The 19,235-nt window shown below is 68.3% G+C and carries 18 protein-coding genes; 14 read left to right on the plus strand and 4 right to left on the minus strand.

Going from position 1 to position 19,235, the window contains the following annotated elements; translation table 11 throughout:
• Nucleotides 1–57: 57 nt before the first annotated feature.
• Nucleotides 58–1,428 carry a cysteine--tRNA ligase gene (gene cysS, locus R2APBS1_RS05885; protein WP_007510553.1) on the minus strand — a complete coding sequence of 457 codons (1,371 nt, stop codon included), beginning with the start codon at nt 1,426–1,428 and terminating at the stop codon, nt 58–60.
• A 190-nt stretch (nt 1,429–1,618) separates the two neighbouring features.
• Here cysS and R2APBS1_RS05890 point away from each other — a divergent pair, with 190 nt between their 5' ends.
• The 14 genes from R2APBS1_RS05890 to R2APBS1_RS05955 all read left to right on the plus strand — a co-directional run bounded on the left by R2APBS1_RS05890 (nt 1,619) and on the right by R2APBS1_RS05955 (nt 16,255).
• Entirely contained in the window at nt 1,619–2,146 is a 528-nt protein-coding gene (locus tag R2APBS1_RS05890; RefSeq protein ID WP_007510554.1) for a glycine zipper 2TM domain-containing protein, read from the plus strand.
• Nucleotides 2,147–2,719: 573 nt separating this feature from the next.
• Nucleotides 2,720–3,727, plus strand: a complete 1,008-nt coding sequence (locus R2APBS1_RS05895; protein WP_015447219.1) for an N-acetylornithine carbamoyltransferase — start codon at nt 2,720–2,722, stop codon at nt 3,725–3,727.
• Between the two features lie 6 nt (nt 3,728–3,733).
• Entirely contained in the window at nt 3,734–4,357 is a 624-nt protein-coding gene (locus R2APBS1_RS05900) for an FMN-binding negative transcriptional regulator (protein WP_015447220.1), read from the plus strand.
• A complete protein-coding gene (locus R2APBS1_RS05905) occupies nt 4,354–4,827 on the plus strand; it encodes an OsmC family protein (RefSeq protein ID WP_007510560.1) in 474 nt (157 codons plus the stop codon). The genes R2APBS1_RS05900 and R2APBS1_RS05905 overlap by 4 nt, the downstream gene beginning before the upstream one ends.
• A 28-nt stretch (nt 4,828–4,855) precedes the next feature.
• Complete coding sequence (locus R2APBS1_RS05910; protein ID WP_007510562.1) at nt 4,856–6,049, plus strand: argininosuccinate synthase; 1,194 nt, start codon at nt 4,856–4,858, stop codon at nt 6,047–6,049.
• Complete coding sequence (locus tag R2APBS1_RS05915; protein WP_015447222.1) at nt 6,046–7,179, plus strand: acetylornithine deacetylase; 1,134 nt, start codon at nt 6,046–6,048, stop codon at nt 7,177–7,179. The genes R2APBS1_RS05910 and R2APBS1_RS05915 overlap by 4 nt, the downstream gene beginning before the upstream one ends.
• 17 nt (nt 7,180–7,196) lie before the next feature.
• The gene (locus R2APBS1_RS05920) at nt 7,197–8,516 is read left to right on the plus strand and encodes an acetylglutamate kinase (RefSeq protein WP_027484808.1); all 1,320 of its coding nucleotides are present in this window, start codon (nt 7,197–7,199) and stop codon (nt 8,514–8,516) included.
• Between the two features lie 3 nt (nt 8,517–8,519).
• Nucleotides 8,520–9,473: an N-acetyl-gamma-glutamyl-phosphate reductase gene (gene argC, locus R2APBS1_RS05925; protein WP_015447224.1), complete on the plus strand. Its 954-nt coding sequence runs from the start codon at nt 8,520–8,522 to the stop codon at nt 9,471–9,473.
• A 19-nt stretch (nt 9,474–9,492) separates the two neighbouring features.
• A complete protein-coding gene (argH, locus tag R2APBS1_RS05930) occupies nt 9,493–10,788 on the plus strand; it encodes an argininosuccinate lyase (RefSeq protein ID WP_015447225.1) in 1,296 nt (431 codons plus the stop codon).
• Between the two features lie 13 nt (nt 10,789–10,801).
• Entirely contained in the window at nt 10,802–11,989 is a 1,188-nt protein-coding gene (gene proB / locus R2APBS1_RS05935) for a glutamate 5-kinase (RefSeq protein ID WP_015447226.1), read from the plus strand.
• The gene (locus R2APBS1_RS05940) at nt 11,986–13,248 is read left to right on the plus strand and encodes a glutamate-5-semialdehyde dehydrogenase (protein WP_015447227.1); all 1,263 of its coding nucleotides are present in this window, start codon (nt 11,986–11,988) and stop codon (nt 13,246–13,248) included. The genes proB and R2APBS1_RS05940 overlap by 4 nt, the downstream gene beginning before the upstream one ends.
• A gap of 165 nt (nt 13,249–13,413) precedes the next feature.
• A complete protein-coding gene (locus R2APBS1_RS05945; protein ID WP_015447228.1) occupies nt 13,414–14,127 on the plus strand; it encodes an ABC transporter ATP-binding protein in 714 nt (237 codons plus the stop codon).
• Nucleotides 14,127–15,065: an efflux RND transporter periplasmic adaptor subunit gene (locus R2APBS1_RS05950; protein WP_007510581.1), complete on the plus strand. Its 939-nt coding sequence runs from the start codon at nt 14,127–14,129 to the stop codon at nt 15,063–15,065. Before R2APBS1_RS05945 ends, R2APBS1_RS05950 begins: the two co-directional genes overlap by 1 nt.
• Nucleotides 15,065–16,255, plus strand: a complete 1,191-nt coding sequence (locus R2APBS1_RS05955) for an ABC transporter permease (protein WP_015447229.1) — start codon at nt 15,065–15,067, stop codon at nt 16,253–16,255. The genes R2APBS1_RS05950 and R2APBS1_RS05955 overlap by 1 nt, the downstream gene beginning before the upstream one ends.
• Nucleotides 16,256–16,291: 36 nt before the next feature.
• Here R2APBS1_RS05955 and kynU read toward each other — a convergent pair whose 3' ends face one another.
• The 3 genes from kynU to R2APBS1_RS05970 all read right to left on the minus strand — a co-directional run bounded on the left by kynU (nt 16,292) and on the right by R2APBS1_RS05970 (nt 19,198).
• A complete protein-coding gene (gene kynU / locus R2APBS1_RS05960) occupies nt 16,292–17,587 on the minus strand; it encodes a kynureninase (RefSeq protein ID WP_015447230.1) in 1,296 nt (431 codons plus the stop codon).
• Nucleotides 17,588–17,648: 61 nt separating this feature from the next.
• Complete coding sequence (locus tag R2APBS1_RS05965; protein ID WP_015447231.1) at nt 17,649–18,167, minus strand: hypothetical protein; 519 nt, start codon at nt 18,165–18,167, stop codon at nt 17,649–17,651.
• Complete coding sequence (locus R2APBS1_RS05970; RefSeq protein ID WP_007510589.1) at nt 18,164–19,198, minus strand: amidohydrolase family protein; 1,035 nt, start codon at nt 19,196–19,198, stop codon at nt 18,164–18,166. Before R2APBS1_RS05970 ends, R2APBS1_RS05965 begins: the two co-directional genes overlap by 4 nt.
• Nucleotides 19,199–19,235 lie beyond the last annotated feature (37 nt).

Raw genomic sequence — 19,235 nt, forward strand, 5'->3', positions numbered from 1 at the left:
ATGTTCTTCGTCACGTGATGGAAGGCATCGCGTACAGGGTGCGCTCTTGCATGTGCGTCATGGCTTGGCGATGCTCCAGCGCGTGCCCTGGGCGCTGTCCTCGATCGCGATGTGCATGGCCGCCAGTTCGTCGCGGATCGCGTCGGCACGCGCAAAATCGCGGGCGGCGCGGGCGGCCTGGCGCTGTTGCAGCAGATCCTCGATGTGCGCTGCGTCGACCGTGCTCTCGCCACGCCTGAACCAGGCTTCCGCATCCTGCTGCAGCAGGCCGAGCAGGGCGCCGCCCCCGAGCAACGCGGCTTTCGCCGCGGCGCTGCCGGACTGGCGCGCGGCATCGGCCAGTACGGACAGCTCGGCCAGCGCCTGCGGCGTGTTGAGGTCGTCGCACAAGGCTGCTTCGATGCGCTCGGGCACCGGCAGTTCGCCGGGCGGCAGTTCGACCATGGCCAGGTCGCGCAGCACGCGATACCAGCCGTCCAGCGTGCTGGTCGCCTGGGCGATGGCCGCCTCGGACCAGTCCAGCGGCTGCCGGTAGTGGCCGCTCAGCAGGCGCAGGCGCAGCGCCTCGGGCGGGTGCAGCTTGAGCAACTCGTGCAGCAGCAGCACGTTGCCCAGCGACTTGGACATCTTGCGGCCGTCGAAGGTGAGCATGCCGTTGTGCATCCACCAGCGCGCGAAAATCCTGCCGCCGTGCGCGCAGGTGGACTGGGCGATCTCGTTCTCGTGGTGCGGGAACAGCAGGTCGATGCCGCCGGCGTGGATGTCGATGGTCTCGCCCAGGTGCGCTGCGCTCATCGCCGAGCACTCGATGTGCCAGCCGGGGCGGCCGCGGCCCCATGGGCTGTCCCAGCCGGGCAGCTCCGGCGTGGACGGTTTCCACAGCACGAAGTCGCCGGGGCTGCGCTTGTAGGGCGCCACGTCGACGCGCGAGCCGGCGATCAGCTCGTCGGTGTCGCGGCCGGACAGCTCGCCATAGGCCGGGAAGGAGCCGACGTCGAACAGCACGTGGCCTTCGGCGGCGTAGGCATGGCCGCCGTCGAGCAGGCTCTCGATCATCGCGATGATCGGGCCGACGTGGGTGGTGGCATGCGGCTCGATGTCCGGCGGCGCCACGCCGAGCACGGCCATGTCCTCGCGATACGCCTGCGCGAAACGTTCGGTGATCGTGCCGATCGGCACGCCCTGCTGCTGCGCAGCGGTGTTGATCTTGTCGTCGACGTCGGTGATGTTGCGCGCGTACGCCACCTGCGGGTAATGCCGGCGCAGCAGCCGCACCAGCACGTCGAACACCACCGGCCCGCGCGCATTGCCGATATGCACGTAGTTGTAGACGGTGGGGCCGCACAGGTAGATCGTCACGCGCTCGGGGTCGAGCGGAGCGAACGGTTCGGTGCGGCGGGTGAGGCTGTTGTAGAGCGAAATCGGCATCGGTGGGGTCCGCAGCGTGGGGCGGCGCACGGCAGGGCGCAGCCAGCGCGGCATCTTAACAAGGTGTAAGCGACCGAGTCGCGCAAGGTCCCGCCGGGAGGGGTTCTAAGCGTGTATTCAGTGTCAATTTGCTGGAATGCTGCCAGTACGCGCGCAAGCGCGCCCGCCGTTCTGCAATTGGGAGGCTGCCATGACCAAGCCATGGCTTTGTGCACTGGTACTCGCCGTGATGGCCACAAGCGTCCACGCTCAGGATGGGCGTTACGCCAATGCCGATGACAATACTCACTACGGCTGGGCCGACGTGCTGCGGGCCGACCCGGTGCAGGGCGTCACCCGCACCGAAGTGCCGCGGCAGGAGTGCTACGAGCAGCCGGTGGTGCGCCGCGAGGGCGGCAACAGCACGGCCGGCACGGTGCTGGGCGCCGTGATCGGCGGCGTGCTGGGCAACACCGTGGGCAAGGGCGATGGACGCAAGGCCGCCACCGTCGCCGGTGCCGTTGCCGGCGGCGCCATCGGCAACCGGGCATCCAGCCGCGGCAGTGAATACGAGTCCACCCAGACCCAGTGCCGCGAGGTCAGCTCGATCAGCGAGCAGCGCCGGATCATCGGCTACGACGTGGAATACCGCTATCGCGGCGAGATCTATACGTCGCGCCTGAACTACGACCCGGGCGAGCGCCTGCGCGTGCGTGTGCGGGTCGACCCCGCCGACTGATTCGCCCGCCTGACCGTCGCCGCCACCCGTTGGCGGCGATCTTTTTCCGGGACCCGATTTTTTTGTTGCACGGCAGCGAAATTGCCGCCATCATGCGCACTCGTTACTTGGAACCCCGCATGTCCACAGCCGTCTATACCGCCACCGTACTGACCAGCGCCCGCGCGGCTGCTGGCATGACGTCGCGTGCGCGCCGACCGCTGGATGGACATTCGGCCGGGTAGGCAGTCGCACGCGTTTCATGTGCATCGACGACAAAACCCGGCCATCGCGCCGGGTTTTTTGTTGGTTTATTTCACGCGGATCCATCCGCAACACCCCGGCCATCCATGGCCGGACCACACAATCTGGCGCGAATCCATTCGCAACACCCCGGCCGTCCATGGTCGGACCACACAATCTGGCGCGAATCCATTCGCAATACCCCGGCCGTCCATGGTCGGACCACACAATCTGGCGCGGATCCATCCGCAACACCCCGGCCGTCCATGGTCGGGCCACACAATCTGGCGCGAATCCATTCGCAACACCCCGGCCATCCATGGCCGGACTCTTCAACAAGGCATCGACTTCATGACCATTCGGCATTTCTTGACTACCCAGGATTACAGCCGCGCCGAGATCGATGCGCTGCTGGAGCAGGCCGCCGTGTTCAAGTGCTCGCCGCGCGGGCAGCAGCTGGCCGGCAAATCCATCGCGCTGCTGTTCTTCAACCCCTCGATGCGCACGCGCACCAGCTTCGAGCTGGGTGCGTTCCAACTGGGTGGCCACGCGATCGTGCTGGCGCCGGGCAAGGACGCGTGGCCGATCGAGTTCGAGGTGGGCAGCGTGATGGACGGCGATACCGAGGAGCACATCGCCGAGGTGGCGCGGGTGTTGTCGCGTTACGTCGACCTGATCGCGGTGCGCGCGTTTCCGAAGTTCCAGGACTGGGCGGTGGACCGGCAGGACAAGGTGATCAAGGCGTTCGCGCAGTACGCCACGGTGCCGGTGATCAACATGGAGACGATCACCCACCCCTGCCAGGAGCTGGCCCACGCGCTGGCGCTGAAGGAGCACCTGGGCGACCTGCAGAACAGAAAGTACGTGCTGACCTGGACCTATCACCCGAAGCCGCTGAATACCGCGGTGGCGAATTCCGCGCTGCTGATCGCGACCAAGCTGGGCATGGACGTGACCTTGCTGTGCCCCACGCCCGATTACGTGCTGGACGAACGTTACATGGCGTTTGGCCGTCTGAACGTCGAGCAGAACGGCGGTTCGCTGAAGGTCAGCCACGACATCGAGGAGGCCTACGCCGGCGCCGACGTGGTCTATGCCAAGAGCTGGGGCGCGCTGCCGTTCTTCGGCCGCTGGGAGCAGGAAAAGCCGGTTCGCGAGGCGAGCAGGCACTTCATCGTCGACGAGGCGAAGATGGCGCTGACCAACCACGGCCTGTTCAGCCACTGCCTGCCGCTGCGCCGGAACATCAAGGCCACCGACGCGGTGATGGATTCGCCCGCCTGCATCGCCATCGACGAGGCCGAGAACCGCCTGCACGTGCAGAAGGCGGTGATGGCTTCGCTGATCGGGCAGGGCTGAGCCGTCATGTACACGCCGAAGCATTTCGTGGAAAGCCGCGTCGAAGCCCTGCACGGACTGATCCGCGCGTATCCGTTCGCCACGCTGGTGACCCGTGCGGCCGACGGATTGACGGCCAATCACCTGCCGTTCGAACGGGTCGGCGAGGTGCTGCACGGCCATGTCGCCCGCGGCAACGAACTGGCGCGACTGGACGGCGCCGAAGTGCTGCTGGTGTTCCAGGGGCCGGACGGCTACATCAGCCCGAACTGGTACCCGAGCAAACACGAGACCGGGCGCGACGTGCCGACCTGGAACTACGCGGTGGTGCACGTGCATGGCCGCCTGCGCGTGATCGATGACGCGGCCTGGCTGCGTCGCCTGCTGGAAACCTTGACCGATCACCATGAGGCCGGCCAGCCGCAGCCGTGGAAGATCACGGATGCACCAGACGACCACATCGAGAAGTCGCTGCGCGCGATTGTCGGGCTGGAGGTCGTGGTCGAGCGGATCGAAGGCAAGTTCAAGCTGAGCCAAAACCATCCAGCGCGCAACCGCGCGGGCGTGATCGCCGGGCTGCGCGAGCGCAGCGGCGGTGGCGACGCGGAGCTGGCCGCATGGATGACTCAACAAGAGGAATCGAAACCGTGAACCATCAGCATCACTATCGCGTCGCCGTGGAATGGACCGGCAACCTCGGCAGCGGCACGGACAGCTACCGCAACTACAGCCGCGACCACGTGATCCGCATCGACGGCAAGCCGGCGATCGCCGGTTCCTCCGACCCCACCTTCCGCGGCGATGCCGCGAAGCACAATCCCGAGGACATGCTGGTGGCCGCGCTGTCGACCTGCCACATGCTGTCCTACCTGCACATGGCCACCGTGGCCGGCGTGGTGGTGACGGCGTATAGCGATGCTGCCGAAGGCACGATGGTCACCGAAGGCGATGGCGGCCGCTTCGTCGAAGTGGTGCTGCGCCCCACGGTGACCATCAGTGCCGCCAGCGACCCGGCCAAGGCCGAGGCCGCGCACGAGGCGGCGCATCACGCCTGCTTCATCGCCAATTCCGTGAATTTCCCGGTGCGCTGCGAGCCGCGCGTCGTCGTCGAATCCGCCTGACCACCCTTCTTTCCAGGATCTGCAAGCCATGAGCAAAGACATCGTCCTCGCCTTTTCCGGCGGCCTCGACACCAGTTTCTGCGTGCCCTATCTGCAGGAGCGCGGCTGGGCCGTGCATACCGTGTTTGCCGATACCGGTGGCGTGGATGCCGCGGAGCGCGCCTTCATCGAAGGGCGCGCGCAGGAGCTGGGCGTGGCCAGCCACGTCACCGTGGATGGCGGTCCGGCGATCTGGGCGGACTTCGTCAAGCCGTTCGTGTGGGCGGGCGAGGGCTACCAGGGCCAGTACCCGCTGCTGGTGTCCGACCGCTACCTGATCGTCGAAGCCGCGCTGAAGCGCGCCGCCGAACTCGGCACGAAGGCGATCGCGCATGGCTGCACCGGCATGGGCAACGACCAGGTGCGCTTCGACCTGGCGGTGAAGGCGCTGGGCGACTACCAGATCGTGGCGCCGATCCGCGAGATCCAGAAGGAACACACGCAGACGCGCGCCTACGAACAGAAGTTCCTGGAAGAGCGAGGCTTCGGCGTGCGCGCCAAGCAGCAGGCGTACACCATCAACGAGAACCTGCTCGGCCTGACCATGTCCGGCGGCGAGATCGACCAGTGGCAGGTGCCCGGCGCCGGCGCGGTGGGCTGGTGCAAGCCGCGCGCCGAATGGCCGTCCAAACCGCTGCGGGTGAAGATCGGCTTCATCAACGGCGAGGCGGTGACGCTGGACGGCGAGGCGATGGCCGGGCACACCATGCTGGCGAAGCTCAACGGCCTGTTCGCGCAATACGGCGTGGGTCGCGGCCTCTACACCGGCGACACCACCATCGGCCTCAAGGGCCGCATCATCTTCGAGGCGCCGGGTCTGACCGCGCTGCTCGCCGCGCACCGCGCGCTGGAAGAAGCGGTGCTCAGCAAGCAGCAGAACCGCTTCAAGCCGGATGTCGCGCGCAAGTGGGTGGAGCTGGTCTACGAGGGCTTCTTCCACGATCCGCTGAAGACCGATCTGGAGGCGTTCCTGGCGTCCAGCCAGTCCACCGTCAACGGCACGGTGACGCTGGAAACGAACGGCGGCAGTGTCGGCGCGGTGGCGGTGGAGTCGAAGCACATCCTCAATGCCAAGGGCGCCACCTACGCGCAGTCGGCCGACTGGGGCGTGGAAGAAGCCGAGGGCTTCATCAAACTGTTCGGCATGAGCAGCACGCTGTGGGCCGAGGTCAATCGCGGATGAGCGCACTGCTCGATGCCACGTTGAAACATCTGGCGGCGCTGGTCGGCTTCGACACGCGCAATCCGCCGCGCACGATCGACACCGGTGGCATCTTCGACTACCTGCGCGCGCAACTGCCCGGCTTCGAGGTGACGGTGACCGACTTCGGCGCCGGCGCGGTAGCCCTGCACGCGGTGCGCGGCCAGCCGAAGGTCCTGTTCAACGTGCACTTGGACACCGTGCCGGACTCGCCGGCCTGGACCGCCGACCCGCACACGCTGCGGGTCACTGCCGATCGCGCGATCGGCCTGGGTGCGTGCGACATCAAGGGGGCGGCGGCGGCGTTGCTGGCGGTGGCGAAGGCCAGCGACGGCGATCTGGCGCTGCTGTTCACGACCGACGAGGAGGCCAACGATGCGCGCTGCATCGCCGGCTTCCTGCGCGAACCGCATGCCTACGACGCGGTGATCGTGGCCGAGCCCACGAAGGGCGAGGCGGTGCTGGCGCATCGCGGCATCCAGTCGGTGCTGATGCGCTTTGCCGGGCTAGCCGGGCATGCGTCGGGCGAGCAGCAGCCCGGCGACAGCGCGCTGCACCAGGCCGTGCGTTGGGGCAGCGCCGCGCTGGATTTCGTCGCGGCACAGTCGCACGAACGTTTCGGCGGGCTCACCGGCCTGCGTTTCAACATCGGCCGCATCGAGGGCGGCATCAAGGCGAACATGATCGCGCCGACGGCGGAAGTGCGCTTCGGCTTTCGCGCCTTGCCCACGATGAATCCGGATCACCTGCTGATCCGTTTGCGCAATCTGGTGGAACCGCAGCCGGTGGAGTTCGTCGAGACTTTTCGTGGCGCCTCGCTGCCGGCCGGCGATACCGCCAGCGCCGAGGCGAACCGGCTGGTCGCGCGCGACCTCGCCGACGAGCTGGGCATCCCGGTCGGCAACGCGGTGGACTTCTGGACCGAAGCCGCGCTGTTCTCTGCCGCTGGCTGCACCGCCTTCGTCTACGGCCCCGGCGACATCGCGCAGGCGCACAGCGCCGACGAGTGGGTCGCGCTGGACCAGCTCGAACGCTATGCGCAAACGGTTTATCGAATCATTGAAAAGTCCGGCCAGGGACGGCCGGTTTTTGACTCTGGCGTTCACGGATGAACGCACTGGAAAACACAATGGACACGGCTAAGCACAACACCCGCAAGACCATCGTGCGCCTGCTCTCCAGCATGGGCAGCGCGAAGGAAATCCAGCAGTACCTGAAGCGCTTCTCCGAGCTGGACGCCAAGCGCTTCGCCGTGGTCAAGGTCGGCGGTGCCGTGCTGCGCGACGAGCTGGCCGATCTGGCCTCGTCGCTGACCTTCCTGCAGCAGGTGGGGTTGACCCCGATCGTGCTGCACGGCGCCGGCCCGCAACTCGACGAGGAGCTGGCTGCCGCCGGCATCGTGAAGCAGACCGTGGGTGGCCTGCGCGTGACCTCGCCGAAGGCGCTGGGTATCGTGCGGCGCGTGTTCATGCAGCAGAACCTGAAGCTGGTCGAGGCGCTGCAGTCGATGGACACCCGCGCCACCGCCGTGCCCTCGGGCGTGTTCATGGCCAGTTACCTCGACCGCGAGACCCTGGGGCTGGTCGGCAAGGTGGAGAGCATCAACCTGGCGCCGATCGAGGCCAGCCTGCACGCGAATTCGATCCCGGTGATCGCCAGTCTGGGCGAGACCGATGAGGGGCAGATCCTCAACGTCAACGCCGATGTCGCCGCCAACGAACTGGTGCGCGCACTGCAACCGTACAAGATCGTGTTCCTCACCGGCACCGGCGGCCTGCTCGACGGCGAGGGCAAGGTGATCGACTCGATCAACCTCAGTACCGAGTTCGAGCAGCTGATGGCGCAGCCGTGGATCAATGGCGGCATGCGGTTGAAGATCGAGCAGATCGCCGACCTGCTGGCCGACCTGCCGCTGACCTCGTCGGTGTCGATCACCCGACCGTCCGAACTGGCCAAGGAACTGTTCACCCACAAGGGTTCGGGCACCCTGGTGCGGCGTGGCGAGAAGGTGCTGCGCTTCGATTCCTGGGAAGGCGTGGACCGCGCGCGCATGCGCGGGCTGATCGAATCCAGCTTCGGCCGCACCCTGGTGCCGGATTATTTCGAGCGCACGAAACCGTTCCGCATCTACGTCAGCGAGAACTACCGCGCCGCGATGATCCTCACCATGGAAGGTGACCTGCCGTACCTGGACAAGTTCGCCGTGCTCGACGACGCGCAGGGCGAAGGCCTGGGCCGCGCAGTGTGGCAGGTGATGCGCGAGGAAAACCCGCAGCTGTTCTGGCGCTCGCGTCACCGCAACCCGGTCAACATCTTCTACTACGCCGAGTCGGACGGCTGCATCAAGCAGCCGCGCTGGAAGGTGTTCTGGTACGGCATCGACGAGCTCGACACGATTTCCCGCTGCGTGGCGCATTGCGCGCAACGCCAGCCGACACTGGTGGATTGAGCCATGCACACGAACAGGAAAACGGTAGGCATCGTCGGCGCGCGCGGCCATACCGGCATGGAACTGATCCGCCTGATCGCGGCGCATCCGGTGCTGCAACTGGCCTTCGTTTCCTCGCGCGAACTGGACGGCCAACGCGTGGCCGATCACGTCGACGGTTTCGCCGACGAACTGCGCTATGCCAGCCTGGACCCGGCCGCGGTGGCGGCGCAGGGCGCCGACGTGGTGATCCTGGCGCTGCCCAACGGCAAGGCGGCGCCGTTCGTCGAGGCGATCGACGCGGCGAAGCCGGACACGTTGATCCTCGACCTTTCCGCCGACTACCGCTTCGACCCGTCGTGGTACTACGGCCTGCCGGAACTCACCCGCGGGCAGTGGCGGGGCGAGAAGCGCATCAGCAACCCCGGCTGTTACGCCACCGCGATGCAGCTGTCGATCGCGCCGCTGAGGGACCTGCTGGCTGCGCCGCCGGTGTGCTTCGGCGTCTCCGGTTATTCCGGCGCCGGCACCACGCCGTCGGACAAGAACGACCCGGAGAAGCTGCGCGACAACCTGATGCCCTACGCGCTCACCGGCCACATGCACGAGAAGGAAGCCTCGTTCCGGCTCGGCGTGCCGGTGGAATTCATGCCGCACGTGGCGCCGCACTTCCGCGGGCTCACCGTCACCACCAACCTGTATCTGACCCGCCCGCTGAAACGCGAGGACGTGCTGCAGCGTTTTCATGCCGCCTACGACGGCGAGAAGCTGGCCATCGTGACCGACGAGGCGCCGTGGGTCAGCCGCATCGCGCACCGCCACCATGCCGAGGTCGGCGGCTTCGCCGTATCGGCCGACGGCAAGCGCGTGGTGATCGTGGCCACGCTGGACAACCTGCTGAAGGGCGCCGCCACCCAGGCGATGCAGAACATCAACCGCGCGATCGGCGTGGACGAGTACACCGCGATTCCGCTCTAGCCGATTTCAGGACACCACCATGACCCAACCCCTCTGGCAAAAAGCCGGCATCCAGATCGACGCGAAGATCATGCGGTTCCTCGCCGGCGACGACGTGCTGCTGGATCGCGAGTTCTTCCTGCACGACATCACCGCCAGCAAGGCGCACGTGGAAGGGCTGGCCAACATCGGCGTGGTCAGCACCGACGAAGCCGCCGCGCTGAAGCGCGAGCTGGATGCGCTGGCCGAAGATTTCACGAGCGGCGCCTTTTTGCTGGACGAGCGCTACGAGGACGGCCATTCGGCGATCGAGGCCCGCCTCACCGAACGCCTTGGCGACGCCGGCCGCCGCGTGCACACCGGGCGCAGCCGCAACGACCAGATCCTGGTCGCCACCCGGCTGTGGCTGAAGGACAAGCTGGCCGCGCTGGAGGCGCATTGCCGCGCGATCGCCGAGGCCTGCCTTGAGCGCGCGTCGCAAGAAGCCGTGCCGATGCCCGGCTACACACACCTGCAGCGCGCGGTGGTCTCGTCCACCGCGATGTGGTTCGCCGGCTTCGCCGAGGGCTTCATCGACAACGTGCTGCGCGCGCGCCAGACGATGACGCTGATCGACGCGAATCCGCTCGGCACCGCCGCCGGCTACGGCGTGAACATGAAGCTCGACCGCGAGCACACCACCCGGGCGCTCGGCTTCGCGCGCATGCAGATCTCGCCGATCTACGCCCAGCTGTCGCGCGGCAAGTTCGAGATGGCCGTGCTGGAGGCGATCGGCGGCGCGCTGCTCGACCTGCGCCGGCTGGCGTGGGACCTGTCGCTGTTCACCACCGCCGAATTCAACTTCGTCAGGCTGCCGGCCGAGTACACCACCGGCAGCTCGATCATGCCGAACAAGCGCAACCCCGACGTGATCGAACTGCTGCGCGCCAGCTATGCCAGCGTGGCGGCCGCGCGCACCGAGATCGAGCAGCTGCTGTCGCTGCCGTCCGGCTACCAGCGCGACCTGCAGTTCTCCAAGGGTTCGCTGTTCCACGGCGTGCGCCACGGCCTGGGCGCACTGGAGCTGGTGCCCGACCTGCTGGCACGGCTTGAGTGGAACGCGGGCGCCATGCGCGCCGCGATCGAGCCGGCGATGTACGCCACCGACGTGGCGATCGAACAGGCGGCCGCCGGCGTGCCGTTCCGCGATGCGTATCGCGCGGCGGCGGAAACCGCGGCATCGGCGGGGCAGGGGCGCACGCCCGAAGGCAGCCTCGCCGCGCGCGTCTCGCCGGGCGCCGGCAACGACTTGCGACTGGATGAATTGCGCGTTCGTCTGCGCGAACTCGACGGCTGAGAGGCCTCAGGGCATGGCGATGATCGACACGAAGAAAGTGCGCGACGTTTTGCCCGAACAGGTGTTGCCCAGCTGGCGCCGTGCCGTTCTCAAGGTCGGCAGCAACCTGCTCGCCGCCGATGGCGGCGGCCTCACCCCGCGCCATGCCAAGGCGCTGGCCGCCTTCATCGCCGCCAGCCACGCCGATGGCCGCGAGGTGGTGCTGGTGTCCTCCGGCGCGGTGGCGGCCGGGCGCGCGCTGCTGCGCCAGCATGCGCGCGGCAGCAGCGGCCTCGCCGCGCGGCAGGCGCTGGCCGCGCTGGGCCAGGCGCCGATGATCGCGCTGTGGCAGTCGCTGTCCGCGCGGCCGGTGGCGCAGGTGCTGCTGACCCACGACGACCTGCGCAACCGCCGCCGCTACCTCAACGCGCGCGCCACCTTGCGCGAGCTGCTGCAGCTCGGCGTGCTGCCGGTGGTCAACGAGAACGACACCGTCTCGGTGGACGAACTGAAGCTCGGCGACAACGACAACCTCGCCGCCATCGTGGCCGCGCTGGTCGATGCCGACCTGCTGCTGATCGCCTCCGACGTCGATGCGCTGTACAGCGCCGACCCGCGGCGCGATCCCGCGGCCGTGCCGATCGCGCAGGTCGCCGCGCTGACCCCGGAGATCGTCGCCATGGCCGGCGACAGCGGCAGCGCGGCCGGCACCGGCGGCATGCGCACCAAGCTGCAGGCGGCGGCGAAGGCTGCCGCCGCCGGCATCCCCACGGCCTTGTTCAGCGGGCGCGAGGCGGCCACCGTGCAGGCGCTGCAACGCGGGCGACTGCGCGGTACGCTGATCGCCGCGGCTTCCACGCGATTGCAGGCGCGCAAATACTGGCTGCGCCACGCACCCGCCGCGCCGGGCCGCATTCGTATCGACGCTGGTGCGGTGAAGGCGCTGGCCGGCGGGCGCGTCTCGCTGCTGCCGGGCGGCGTGCTCGGCGCCGACGGCGAGTTCCACCGCGGCGACCTGGTCGAGATCGTCGACGCGGACGGTGCCGCGGTCGCGCGCGGACTCAGCCAGTACGGTGCCGCCGAGGTGCGCCGGCTGGCCGGCCGGCACAGCCGCGAGATCGACGACGTGCTCGGCTACAGCTACGGCGACGAGGTGGTGCACCGCGACGACCTCGTCGGCATGAACCGCCCGGTCGCGTCCGGGCAGGAGGTCAACGCATGAGCACGATCCGCGAACAGGCACTGGCTTGCCGCGACGCCGCCCGGGTCGTGGCGGCGCTGGGCAGCGAGGCGAAGCGTGCGCTGCTGCGCGACATGGCCGCGGCGCTGGAAGCGCAGTCCGCCGCGGTGCTGGCCGCCAACGCCGAGGACATGCGCCAGGTCGCGGCGAAAGGCGTGCAAGGCGCCATGCTCGACCGGCTGCGGCTGGACGAAGCGCGCGTGGCCGGCATCGCCGGCGCGCTGCGCGAGGTGGCCGAGCTGCCCGATCCGGTCGGCGTGACGACCCGCCGCGAGACGCGGCCGAATGGCCTGTCGGTCGAGCGCGTGCGCATCCCGCTCGGCGTGATCGCGATGATCTACGAGGCGCGCCCCAACGTCACCGCCGACGCCGCGGCGCTGTGCCTGATGGCCGGCAACGCGGTGATCCTGCGCGGCGGCTCCGAGGCGATCCACTCCAACCTCGCCATCGCCGCGGCGTTGCACACCGCGCTGCGCGCGCACGGCGTGCCCGAGGCGGCGGTGACGGTGCTGCAGGATCTCAGCCGCGAGGCAATGGTCGAGCTGCTGCAACTCGTCGACATCGTCGACCTGGCCATCCCGCGCGGCGGCGAAGGCCTGATCCGCTTCGTCGCCGAACACGCGCGCGTGCCGGTGATCAAGCACTACAAGGGCGTCTGCCACCTGTACGTGGACCGCGCCGCCGACCTCGAGCTGGCGTTGAACCTGCTGATCGACGGCAAGACCTCGCGCCCCGGCGTGTGCAACGCGCTGGAGACGCTGCTGGTGCATCGCGATGTGGCCGATGCGTTCCTGCCACGCGCCACGCAGGCACTGCGTGAGCGCGGCGTCGAACTGCGCGGCGACGAACGCAGCCGCGCCCTGGTGCCCGACATGCACGCAGCCACGGAAGATGACTACGCCGCCGAATTCCTCGACCTGATCCTCGCCGTGCGCGTGGTTGACGACCTCGACGACGCCATCGCCCACATCCGCCGCTACGGCTCCGACCACACCGAAGTCATCGCCACCGCCGACCAAGCCGCCGCGCGACGCTTCGTGCAGGCGATCCGCTCCGCCGTGGTGATGGTCAACGCCTCCTCGCGCTTCAGCGACGGCGGCGAACTCGGCCTCGGCGCCGAGATCGGCATCTCCACCACGAGACTGCATGCCTACGGCCCGATGGGCGCCGAGGCGCTTACGGTGGAGCGGTTTGTGGTGCGCGGGGTGGGGCAGGTGAGGCATCCGCCAAGCCGGGTCTGAGAGCCCGTTCAAGATTTCCAGGTACCCCGCGCCGGCATCGGTGCTGGCTCGAGTCGCTATCGTGTCGCCGGTGCGTGCGCGATTTCTTGCGCAATGCCCATGTCTTTGCATTCGTGAGCGCGGGCTACAATCCGACCCTGATACTCCTGAAGGCAGCAGTCGTCGATGACACGTGCAGACCAGGAACCCGCCGTGCGCTGCCGCGGCCTGACCAAACACTATGGTTCGGGCAACGAGCGCGTGGATGCGTTGCGCGGCGTCGACCTCGATGTGCGCATCGGGGAATTGCTGATGTTGGTGGGGCCGTCGGGATGCGGCAAGACCACCCTGATCTCGATCATCACGGCGATCCTCGACCAGGATGAGGGCACCTGCGAAGTGCTGGGCCGCGATATCGGCCGCATGACGGAGAGCGAGCGAACGCGCTTTCGCGGCGGGGCCGTCGGTTTCGTCTTCCAGGCCTTCAACCTGCTGCCTGCGCTCACCGCGGCGGAGAACGTGTCGGTACCCCTGCTGGTGTCGGGCGTGGCGCGTGAGGTAGCCGAGAAGCGTGCCAGGTCCGTGCTCGAAGAGGTCGGATTGGGAGCACGGGCCGACGCGCTGCCGCGCAAGCTCAGCGGCGGACAGCAGCAGCGCGTCGCCATCGGGCGTGCCCTGGTGCACGATCCGAAGCTGGTGGTGTGCGACGAGCCGACCAGCAACCTCGATGCGAAGACGGGACACGAGATGATGGACATTCTGCGCGGCGTGGCTCGTGCGTCCGGTCGGACGCTCATCGTGGTCACGCACGACAACCGGATCTTCAGTTACGCCGACCGCATCGCACGCATGGAGGACGGGCGGATCGTCGAGGTTGGGCGGCAGGGGGCGCCATCGTGATGACGCCGTTCGAGAAGCGGTTATACCTGCTGGCTGGCCTGGCGCTGGCAGGGGTGGTCATCGCCGTGGCGGTGGTCTTCCGCTCCGGCGATTCGGCCGAGGTGACGACCGCGGCGCCAGCAGTCGAGAAGGTGCCCTTTGACGACTACGTCGTCGGCACCGGCATCACCGAAACCGGCCTGGGCAATGTCTCGATCGGCACCGCGGTTCCCGGCGTGGTGAGCACGATCGACGTGAGGCCGGGCGACGAGGTGAAAGCGGGTGCCCCGCTCTTCAGCATCGATGACCGTGACCTGCAGGCGCGACTCGGCGTCGCCAAGGCCAATGTCCGGCTGGCCCAGGCGGCGCTGGCGAAGCCCGCGCACCGGCTGGATTACCTTACGCGCCTGCAGCACATCGACAAAGCCGCCCTCAGCGTCGAGGCGCTGACCAATGCGAAGGACGACATGGAGGCGGCCGCTTCGGCGGTGGAGACGGCTTCGGCGACCGAGCGGCAGATCGAGGTCGACATCGGGCGCGCAGTAGTCCATGCCCCCATCGCCGGACGCATCCTGCAGGTCAACGTGCGGGTAGGCGAGTTCGCGCCGGCGGGCGAGGTGGCCAAGCCACTGGTGCTGATCGGCGACGACAGGCGCATGTATCTGCGCGTGGACATCGACGAGAACGATGCCTGGCGCGTTCGTCCGCATACGCGGGCGCGCGCGTTCGTGCGCGGCAATCCCCAGCTGTCCATTCCGCTGCGCTTCGAATACATCGAGCCGTACGTCACCCCCAAGACCTCGCTGACGGGGCTGAGTACGGAGCGCACGGACGTCCGCGTGCTGCAGGTGATCTATAGCTTCGAGCGCGGCACACTGCCGGTGTACCTCGGACAGCAGATGGATGCCTTCATCGAGGTACCGGCCGCGCCGGGAAAACCGGCGGCCGGACAGCGCTGATGTTCCGCATCGCGCTGAAGATGCTGGCAGCGGATCGCGCGAAGTTCGTGGGGCTGCTGTTCGGGATCGCGTTCACCTCCTTCCTGGTCACCTTCGCCGCCTCGTATTTCTGCGGCTTCATGACCGATGGTTTCGCGCTGATCGCCGAAAACGGCGCCACCGACGTGTGGGTGATGGACCCGGCGGTCGAGTCGGTGGAGCAGACCATCAACATGCCGGCATCCGCGCTGGACCGGGTGCGCAGCGTCCGGGGCGTCAGCCGCGCGGTGCCACTGGCGCTGGGCACCGCGGACGTGCGCTTCCCGAGCGGGCAGTTCCAGACCTTCCAGGTGATCGGCGTGGACGATGCGTCGCTGGCCGGCGCGCCGATGGTGCCCGGGCGGAATCTGGAGGAGCTGCGCGCACGCGATGCGGTGATCGTCGACGCGGGCGGTACGACCGGCAAGCTGGCGACCCCGGCGCTGGCGCGGGACCAGTGGCCGCATGACGGCGCGCACCTGGATGCGCCGACGCGCGAGCTGCGCGGCGGCGACGAACTGCTGGTCAACGAGCATCTGGTGCGCGTGCTGGGCCAATCCTCGGCCTTGCCGCGCTATCCGCCACGGCCACTGCTCTACACCACGCTGTCCAACGCGCTGCGCATCCTGCCGGTGGAACCGCATACGCTGACCTTCGTGATGGTGCGGGCTGCGGCAGGTGTCTCGCCGCGGGAGCTGGCAAGGCGCATCGAGCAGCGCACCGGCCTGCGCGCGCGCGCGACGGCCGACTTCAAGTCCGATACGGTCCGCTGGTTCCTGGTCAACTCCGAGGATGTCGGCGACATCGCGGCGATGCTGACGCTGGCGATGACCATGGGGTTCGGCGTCACCGGTGTCATGCTCTACATGTTCACCTACGAGCACCAGAGCCAGTACGCCGTGCTCAAGGCGCTGGGGACGCCGTCCGCAACGCTGATCGCGATGGTGCTGGCGCAGGCCGCGGCGTGTGCCTTGCTGGGGACCGGCATGGGCCTGGGATTGTGCGGCATTGCCGGCGAGGTCGTCGTCCGGTTGGGGTTCCCGTTCCGCATGCTGTGGTTCACCCCGCTGGCAGGCCTGCTGGGTGTCGTCCTGGTGAGCGTGGCGGCGGCCTTGATCAGCGTGCGTCCGGTGGTGAAGTTGCAGCCGGCGGTCGTGTTCGCCGGGCGGTAAGCTGGTGGCGATGGCATGTTCCGAGCCGCAGCCGATTCAGATGCTGCGGCTCCACCCCCGCACCGCCTCCGCAAACGCCAAACAATCCGCAAACCGGTTGTACAGCGGCGCGGGCGAAATGCGGATGACGTCGGGTTCGCGCCAGTCGCCGATGACGCCGTTTGCCATCAGGTATTCGAACAATGCGCGGCCGCGCTCGCGGCCGCCGGTCACGCGGATCGACAGTTGGGCGCCGCGGCGTTCGGGTTCGGTGGGGGTCACCACCTGCAGCACGTCGGCCCACTGCGTCTGCACCAGCCATTCCAGATAGCCGGTGAGCTGCAGCGATTTTTCGCGCAGGCGATCGATGCCGGCGCGGCGGAAGATTTCCAGCGACACGCGCAGCGGGGCCAGCGCGAGGATCGGCGGGTTGGACAACTGCCAGCCATCCGCGCCGGGGGTGGGCACGAACTCCGGGCCCATCTGGAAGCGGGTGGTCTTGTCGTGGCCCCACCAGCCGGCGAAGCGCGGCAGCATGGCTTTCGCGTGACGCTCGTGCACGAACGCGCCGCCGACGGCACCGGGGCCGCTGTTGAGATACTTGTAGCTGCACCAGATGGCGAAGTCGGCGTCGCTGTCGTGCAGTTGCAGCGGCAGGTTGCCGACCGCGTGGGCGAGGTCGAAGCCGACCGTGCAGCCATGCCGGTGGCCGAGCTCGGTGATCGCCTTCAGGTCGAACGCCTGGCCGGTGCGGTACTGCACGCCGGGCAGCAGCACCAGCGCGATGCGCGAGCCGTGCTCGGCCAGCGCGCGTTCGATCGCCGACATCGAGGTGATCCCGTTCGGCTCATCCGCTTCCAGTTCGATCAGCGCATCGGCCGGGTCGAAGCCGTGGAAGCGGATCTGCGATTCCACCGCGTAGCGGTCGGTGGGGAAGGCACCGGCTTCGATCAGGATCGCCGGGCGTGCGGCGGTGGGGCGGTAAAAGCTCACCATCATCAGGTGCAGGTTCACGCCCAGCGTGTTCATCGCCACCACTTCGGACGGCTGCGCGCCGACCACGGCGGCGAGGTCGTCGCGCACGAACTCGTGGTAGTCCATCCATGGCAGGCGGCCCTTGAAGTGGCCTTCCACGCCCAGCTCGCCCCAGTAATCCAGTTCCGCGTTGACCGCCTCGCGCACCGCGCGCGGCTGCAGGCCCAGCGAGTTGCCGCAGAAGTACGTGCTGTCAGAGAGCCGGCTGTCGCGGCCTTCGTGCGGCGGGATCAGGAACTCGTCGCGGAACGCGCGCAACGGATCGGCGGCGTCCCGGGCGTTGGCCCAGTCGAGGGTGGCTTCGAAGCTTGCGGGCATCGGGTATCTCTTCGGAGTGTTGATCCCTCCCCTGCGAAGCAGGGGCGGGATCGGCACGGACTCACTTCAGTTGCGCGGCGATCGCGTCGCAGCCCTTGTCGAAGGCGGCCTTCCAGTCGGCGCCGGCCTGGGTCTGGCTGGGACGCACGCAGCGCAGCTGGATCGCGTGGCCGCTCTTGAACCAGTAGTGCTCGGTGTAGCTGAAGGCCGTGCCGTTTTCCTGTGCGGAGTAGACGTTGCTGTTCGGGCCGGGCGGCACCGCGGCGGCCTTGTAGCCGGGCAGCGCCATGGCCTTCGCGGTGGCTTCGCTGCGGTACTGGTTGAAGCCGTTGACGTCGGCCACCTGCTTCACCGTGACGGTGACGCGGGCGAGGCTGTTCTTGCCGGTGGGCGAGGGGTCGGGTACCTGGAACACACGGGCTTCGGGGTCGCCCTGGGTTTCCATGATGCCGAGCCAGTTGTCCGGCGTGCTGAAGTGGACGCTGCCGTCGGCCATGCTGACGTCGGCGGCACGCGCGCCACCGGCCAGCAGGACGGTGGCGAAGGCGATCGCGAGGGTGGTGCTGCGCAGAAGGCTCATGCGGGTTCCTTCGGGATGGGGTCGGGGACGAAGCGGTGGCGGGGCAGGCCCAGCCATTCCAGCGCGGTGCCGTGGAACAGCCTCGCGCGGTCGGCCTCGTCCAGGCCCAGTGCCTCGATGCCGCTGCCGGGTGCCTGCTCCCCCAGCGGGAAAGGATAGTCGGTGCCGAGCATCACCTGGCGGGCGCCCGTCACATCCAGCAGATAGCGCAGCGCCTGGTCGTCGTGCACGCAGGAGTCGAAGTAGAAACGCTTGAGGTACTCGCGCGGGTTGCGCGGGTTGTCGGTGGCGACCAGGTCCGGGCGCATGCGGAAGCCGTGCTCGATGCGGCCGATGGTGTACGGGAAGCTGCCACCGCCGTGGGCCAGCATCACGCGCAGCTTCGGCAGCCGCTCCAGCACGCCGCCGAAGACCAGGCAGCAGGCGGCGCGCGACTGTTCGGCCGGCATGCCGACCAGCCACGGCATCCAGTATTTCGGCATGCTGGCCATGCCCATCATGTCCCACGGGTGCACCAGCACCGCGGCGCCGAGGTCGGCGGCGGCCTCGAAGAACGGGAACAGCTCCGGCGCATCCAGGTTCCAGTCGCCGCAGTGCGAGCCGATCTGCACACCCTGCAGGCCCAGTTCGTCGATGCAGCGCTCCAGCTCGCGCACGGCCAGCTGCGGCGCCTGCAGCGGCACCGTGCCGATGCCGGCGTAGTGGCGCGGGTGGTCGCGGCAGATGCCGGCCATGTGCTCGTTCAGGTGGCGATGCAGCTCCAGCGCCTGGTGGCCGGGTGCCCAGTACGAGAACAGCACCGGCACGGTGGAGATCACCTGCACGTCGACGCCGAAGCGGGCGTAGTCGTCGATGCGCGTCTGCGGGTCGAACGCCGAATCCCACACTTCGCGGAAGAAGCGGCTGTCCTTGTAGATGCGGTGGCGCCCGTCGGTATGCGTCATCACCGGGAAGCGGTCGTCGCCGTACCTGGCTGCCAGGTTCGGCCAGTCGCGGGGCAGGATGTGCGCGTGGGTGTCGATCTTGAGCATCCGTGCAGTGTAAAACCTCCGCACGAAGGCGTCGCGT

The organism is Rhodanobacter denitrificans (assembly GCF_000230695.2).
GTDB classification, from domain to species: Bacteria; Pseudomonadota; Gammaproteobacteria; order Xanthomonadales; family Rhodanobacteraceae; genus Rhodanobacter; species Rhodanobacter denitrificans.

Coding starts and splice junctions, on each gene's coding strand:
- R2APBS1_RS05955 (WP_015447229.1), top strand. CDS start 15,065: ATGTTCCGCATCGCGCTGAAGATGCTGGCAGCGGATCGCGCGAAGTTC.
- R2APBS1_RS05910 (WP_007510562.1), top strand. CDS start 4,856: ATGAGCAAAGACATCGTCCTCGCCTTTTCCGGCGGCCTCGACACCAGT.
- argC (WP_015447224.1), top strand. CDS start 8,520: ATGCACACGAACAGGAAAACGGTAGGCATCGTCGGCGCGCGCGGCCAT.
- R2APBS1_RS05900 (WP_015447220.1), top strand. CDS start 3,734: ATGTACACGCCGAAGCATTTCGTGGAAAGCCGCGTCGAAGCCCTGCAC.
- R2APBS1_RS05890 (WP_007510554.1), top strand. CDS start 1,619: ATGACCAAGCCATGGCTTTGTGCACTGGTACTCGCCGTGATGGCCACA.
- proB (WP_015447226.1), top strand. CDS start 10,802: ATGGCGATGATCGACACGAAGAAAGTGCGCGACGTTTTGCCCGAACAG.
- R2APBS1_RS05945 (WP_015447228.1), top strand. CDS start 13,414: ATGACACGTGCAGACCAGGAACCCGCCGTGCGCTGCCGCGGCCTGACC.
- R2APBS1_RS05970 (WP_007510589.1), bottom strand. CDS start 19,198: ATGCTCAAGATCGACACCCACGCGCACATCCTGCCCCGCGACTGGCCG.
- cysS (WP_007510553.1), bottom strand. CDS start 1,428: ATGCCGATTTCGCTCTACAACAGCCTCACCCGCCGCACCGAACCGTTC.
- R2APBS1_RS05920 (WP_027484808.1), top strand. CDS start 7,197: ATGGACACGGCTAAGCACAACACCCGCAAGACCATCGTGCGCCTGCTC.
- R2APBS1_RS05895 (WP_015447219.1), top strand. CDS start 2,720: ATGACCATTCGGCATTTCTTGACTACCCAGGATTACAGCCGCGCCGAG.
- R2APBS1_RS05940 (WP_015447227.1), top strand. CDS start 11,986: ATGAGCACGATCCGCGAACAGGCACTGGCTTGCCGCGACGCCGCCCGG.
- R2APBS1_RS05950 (WP_007510581.1), top strand. CDS start 14,127: ATGACGCCGTTCGAGAAGCGGTTATACCTGCTGGCTGGCCTGGCGCTG.
- R2APBS1_RS05965 (WP_015447231.1), bottom strand. CDS start 18,167: ATGAGCCTTCTGCGCAGCACCACCCTCGCGATCGCCTTCGCCACCGTC.
- kynU (WP_015447230.1), bottom strand. CDS start 17,587: ATGCCCGCAAGCTTCGAAGCCACCCTCGACTGGGCCAACGCCCGGGAC.
- argH (WP_015447225.1), top strand. CDS start 9,493: ATGACCCAACCCCTCTGGCAAAAAGCCGGCATCCAGATCGACGCGAAG.
- R2APBS1_RS05915 (WP_015447222.1), top strand. CDS start 6,046: ATGAGCGCACTGCTCGATGCCACGTTGAAACATCTGGCGGCGCTGGTC.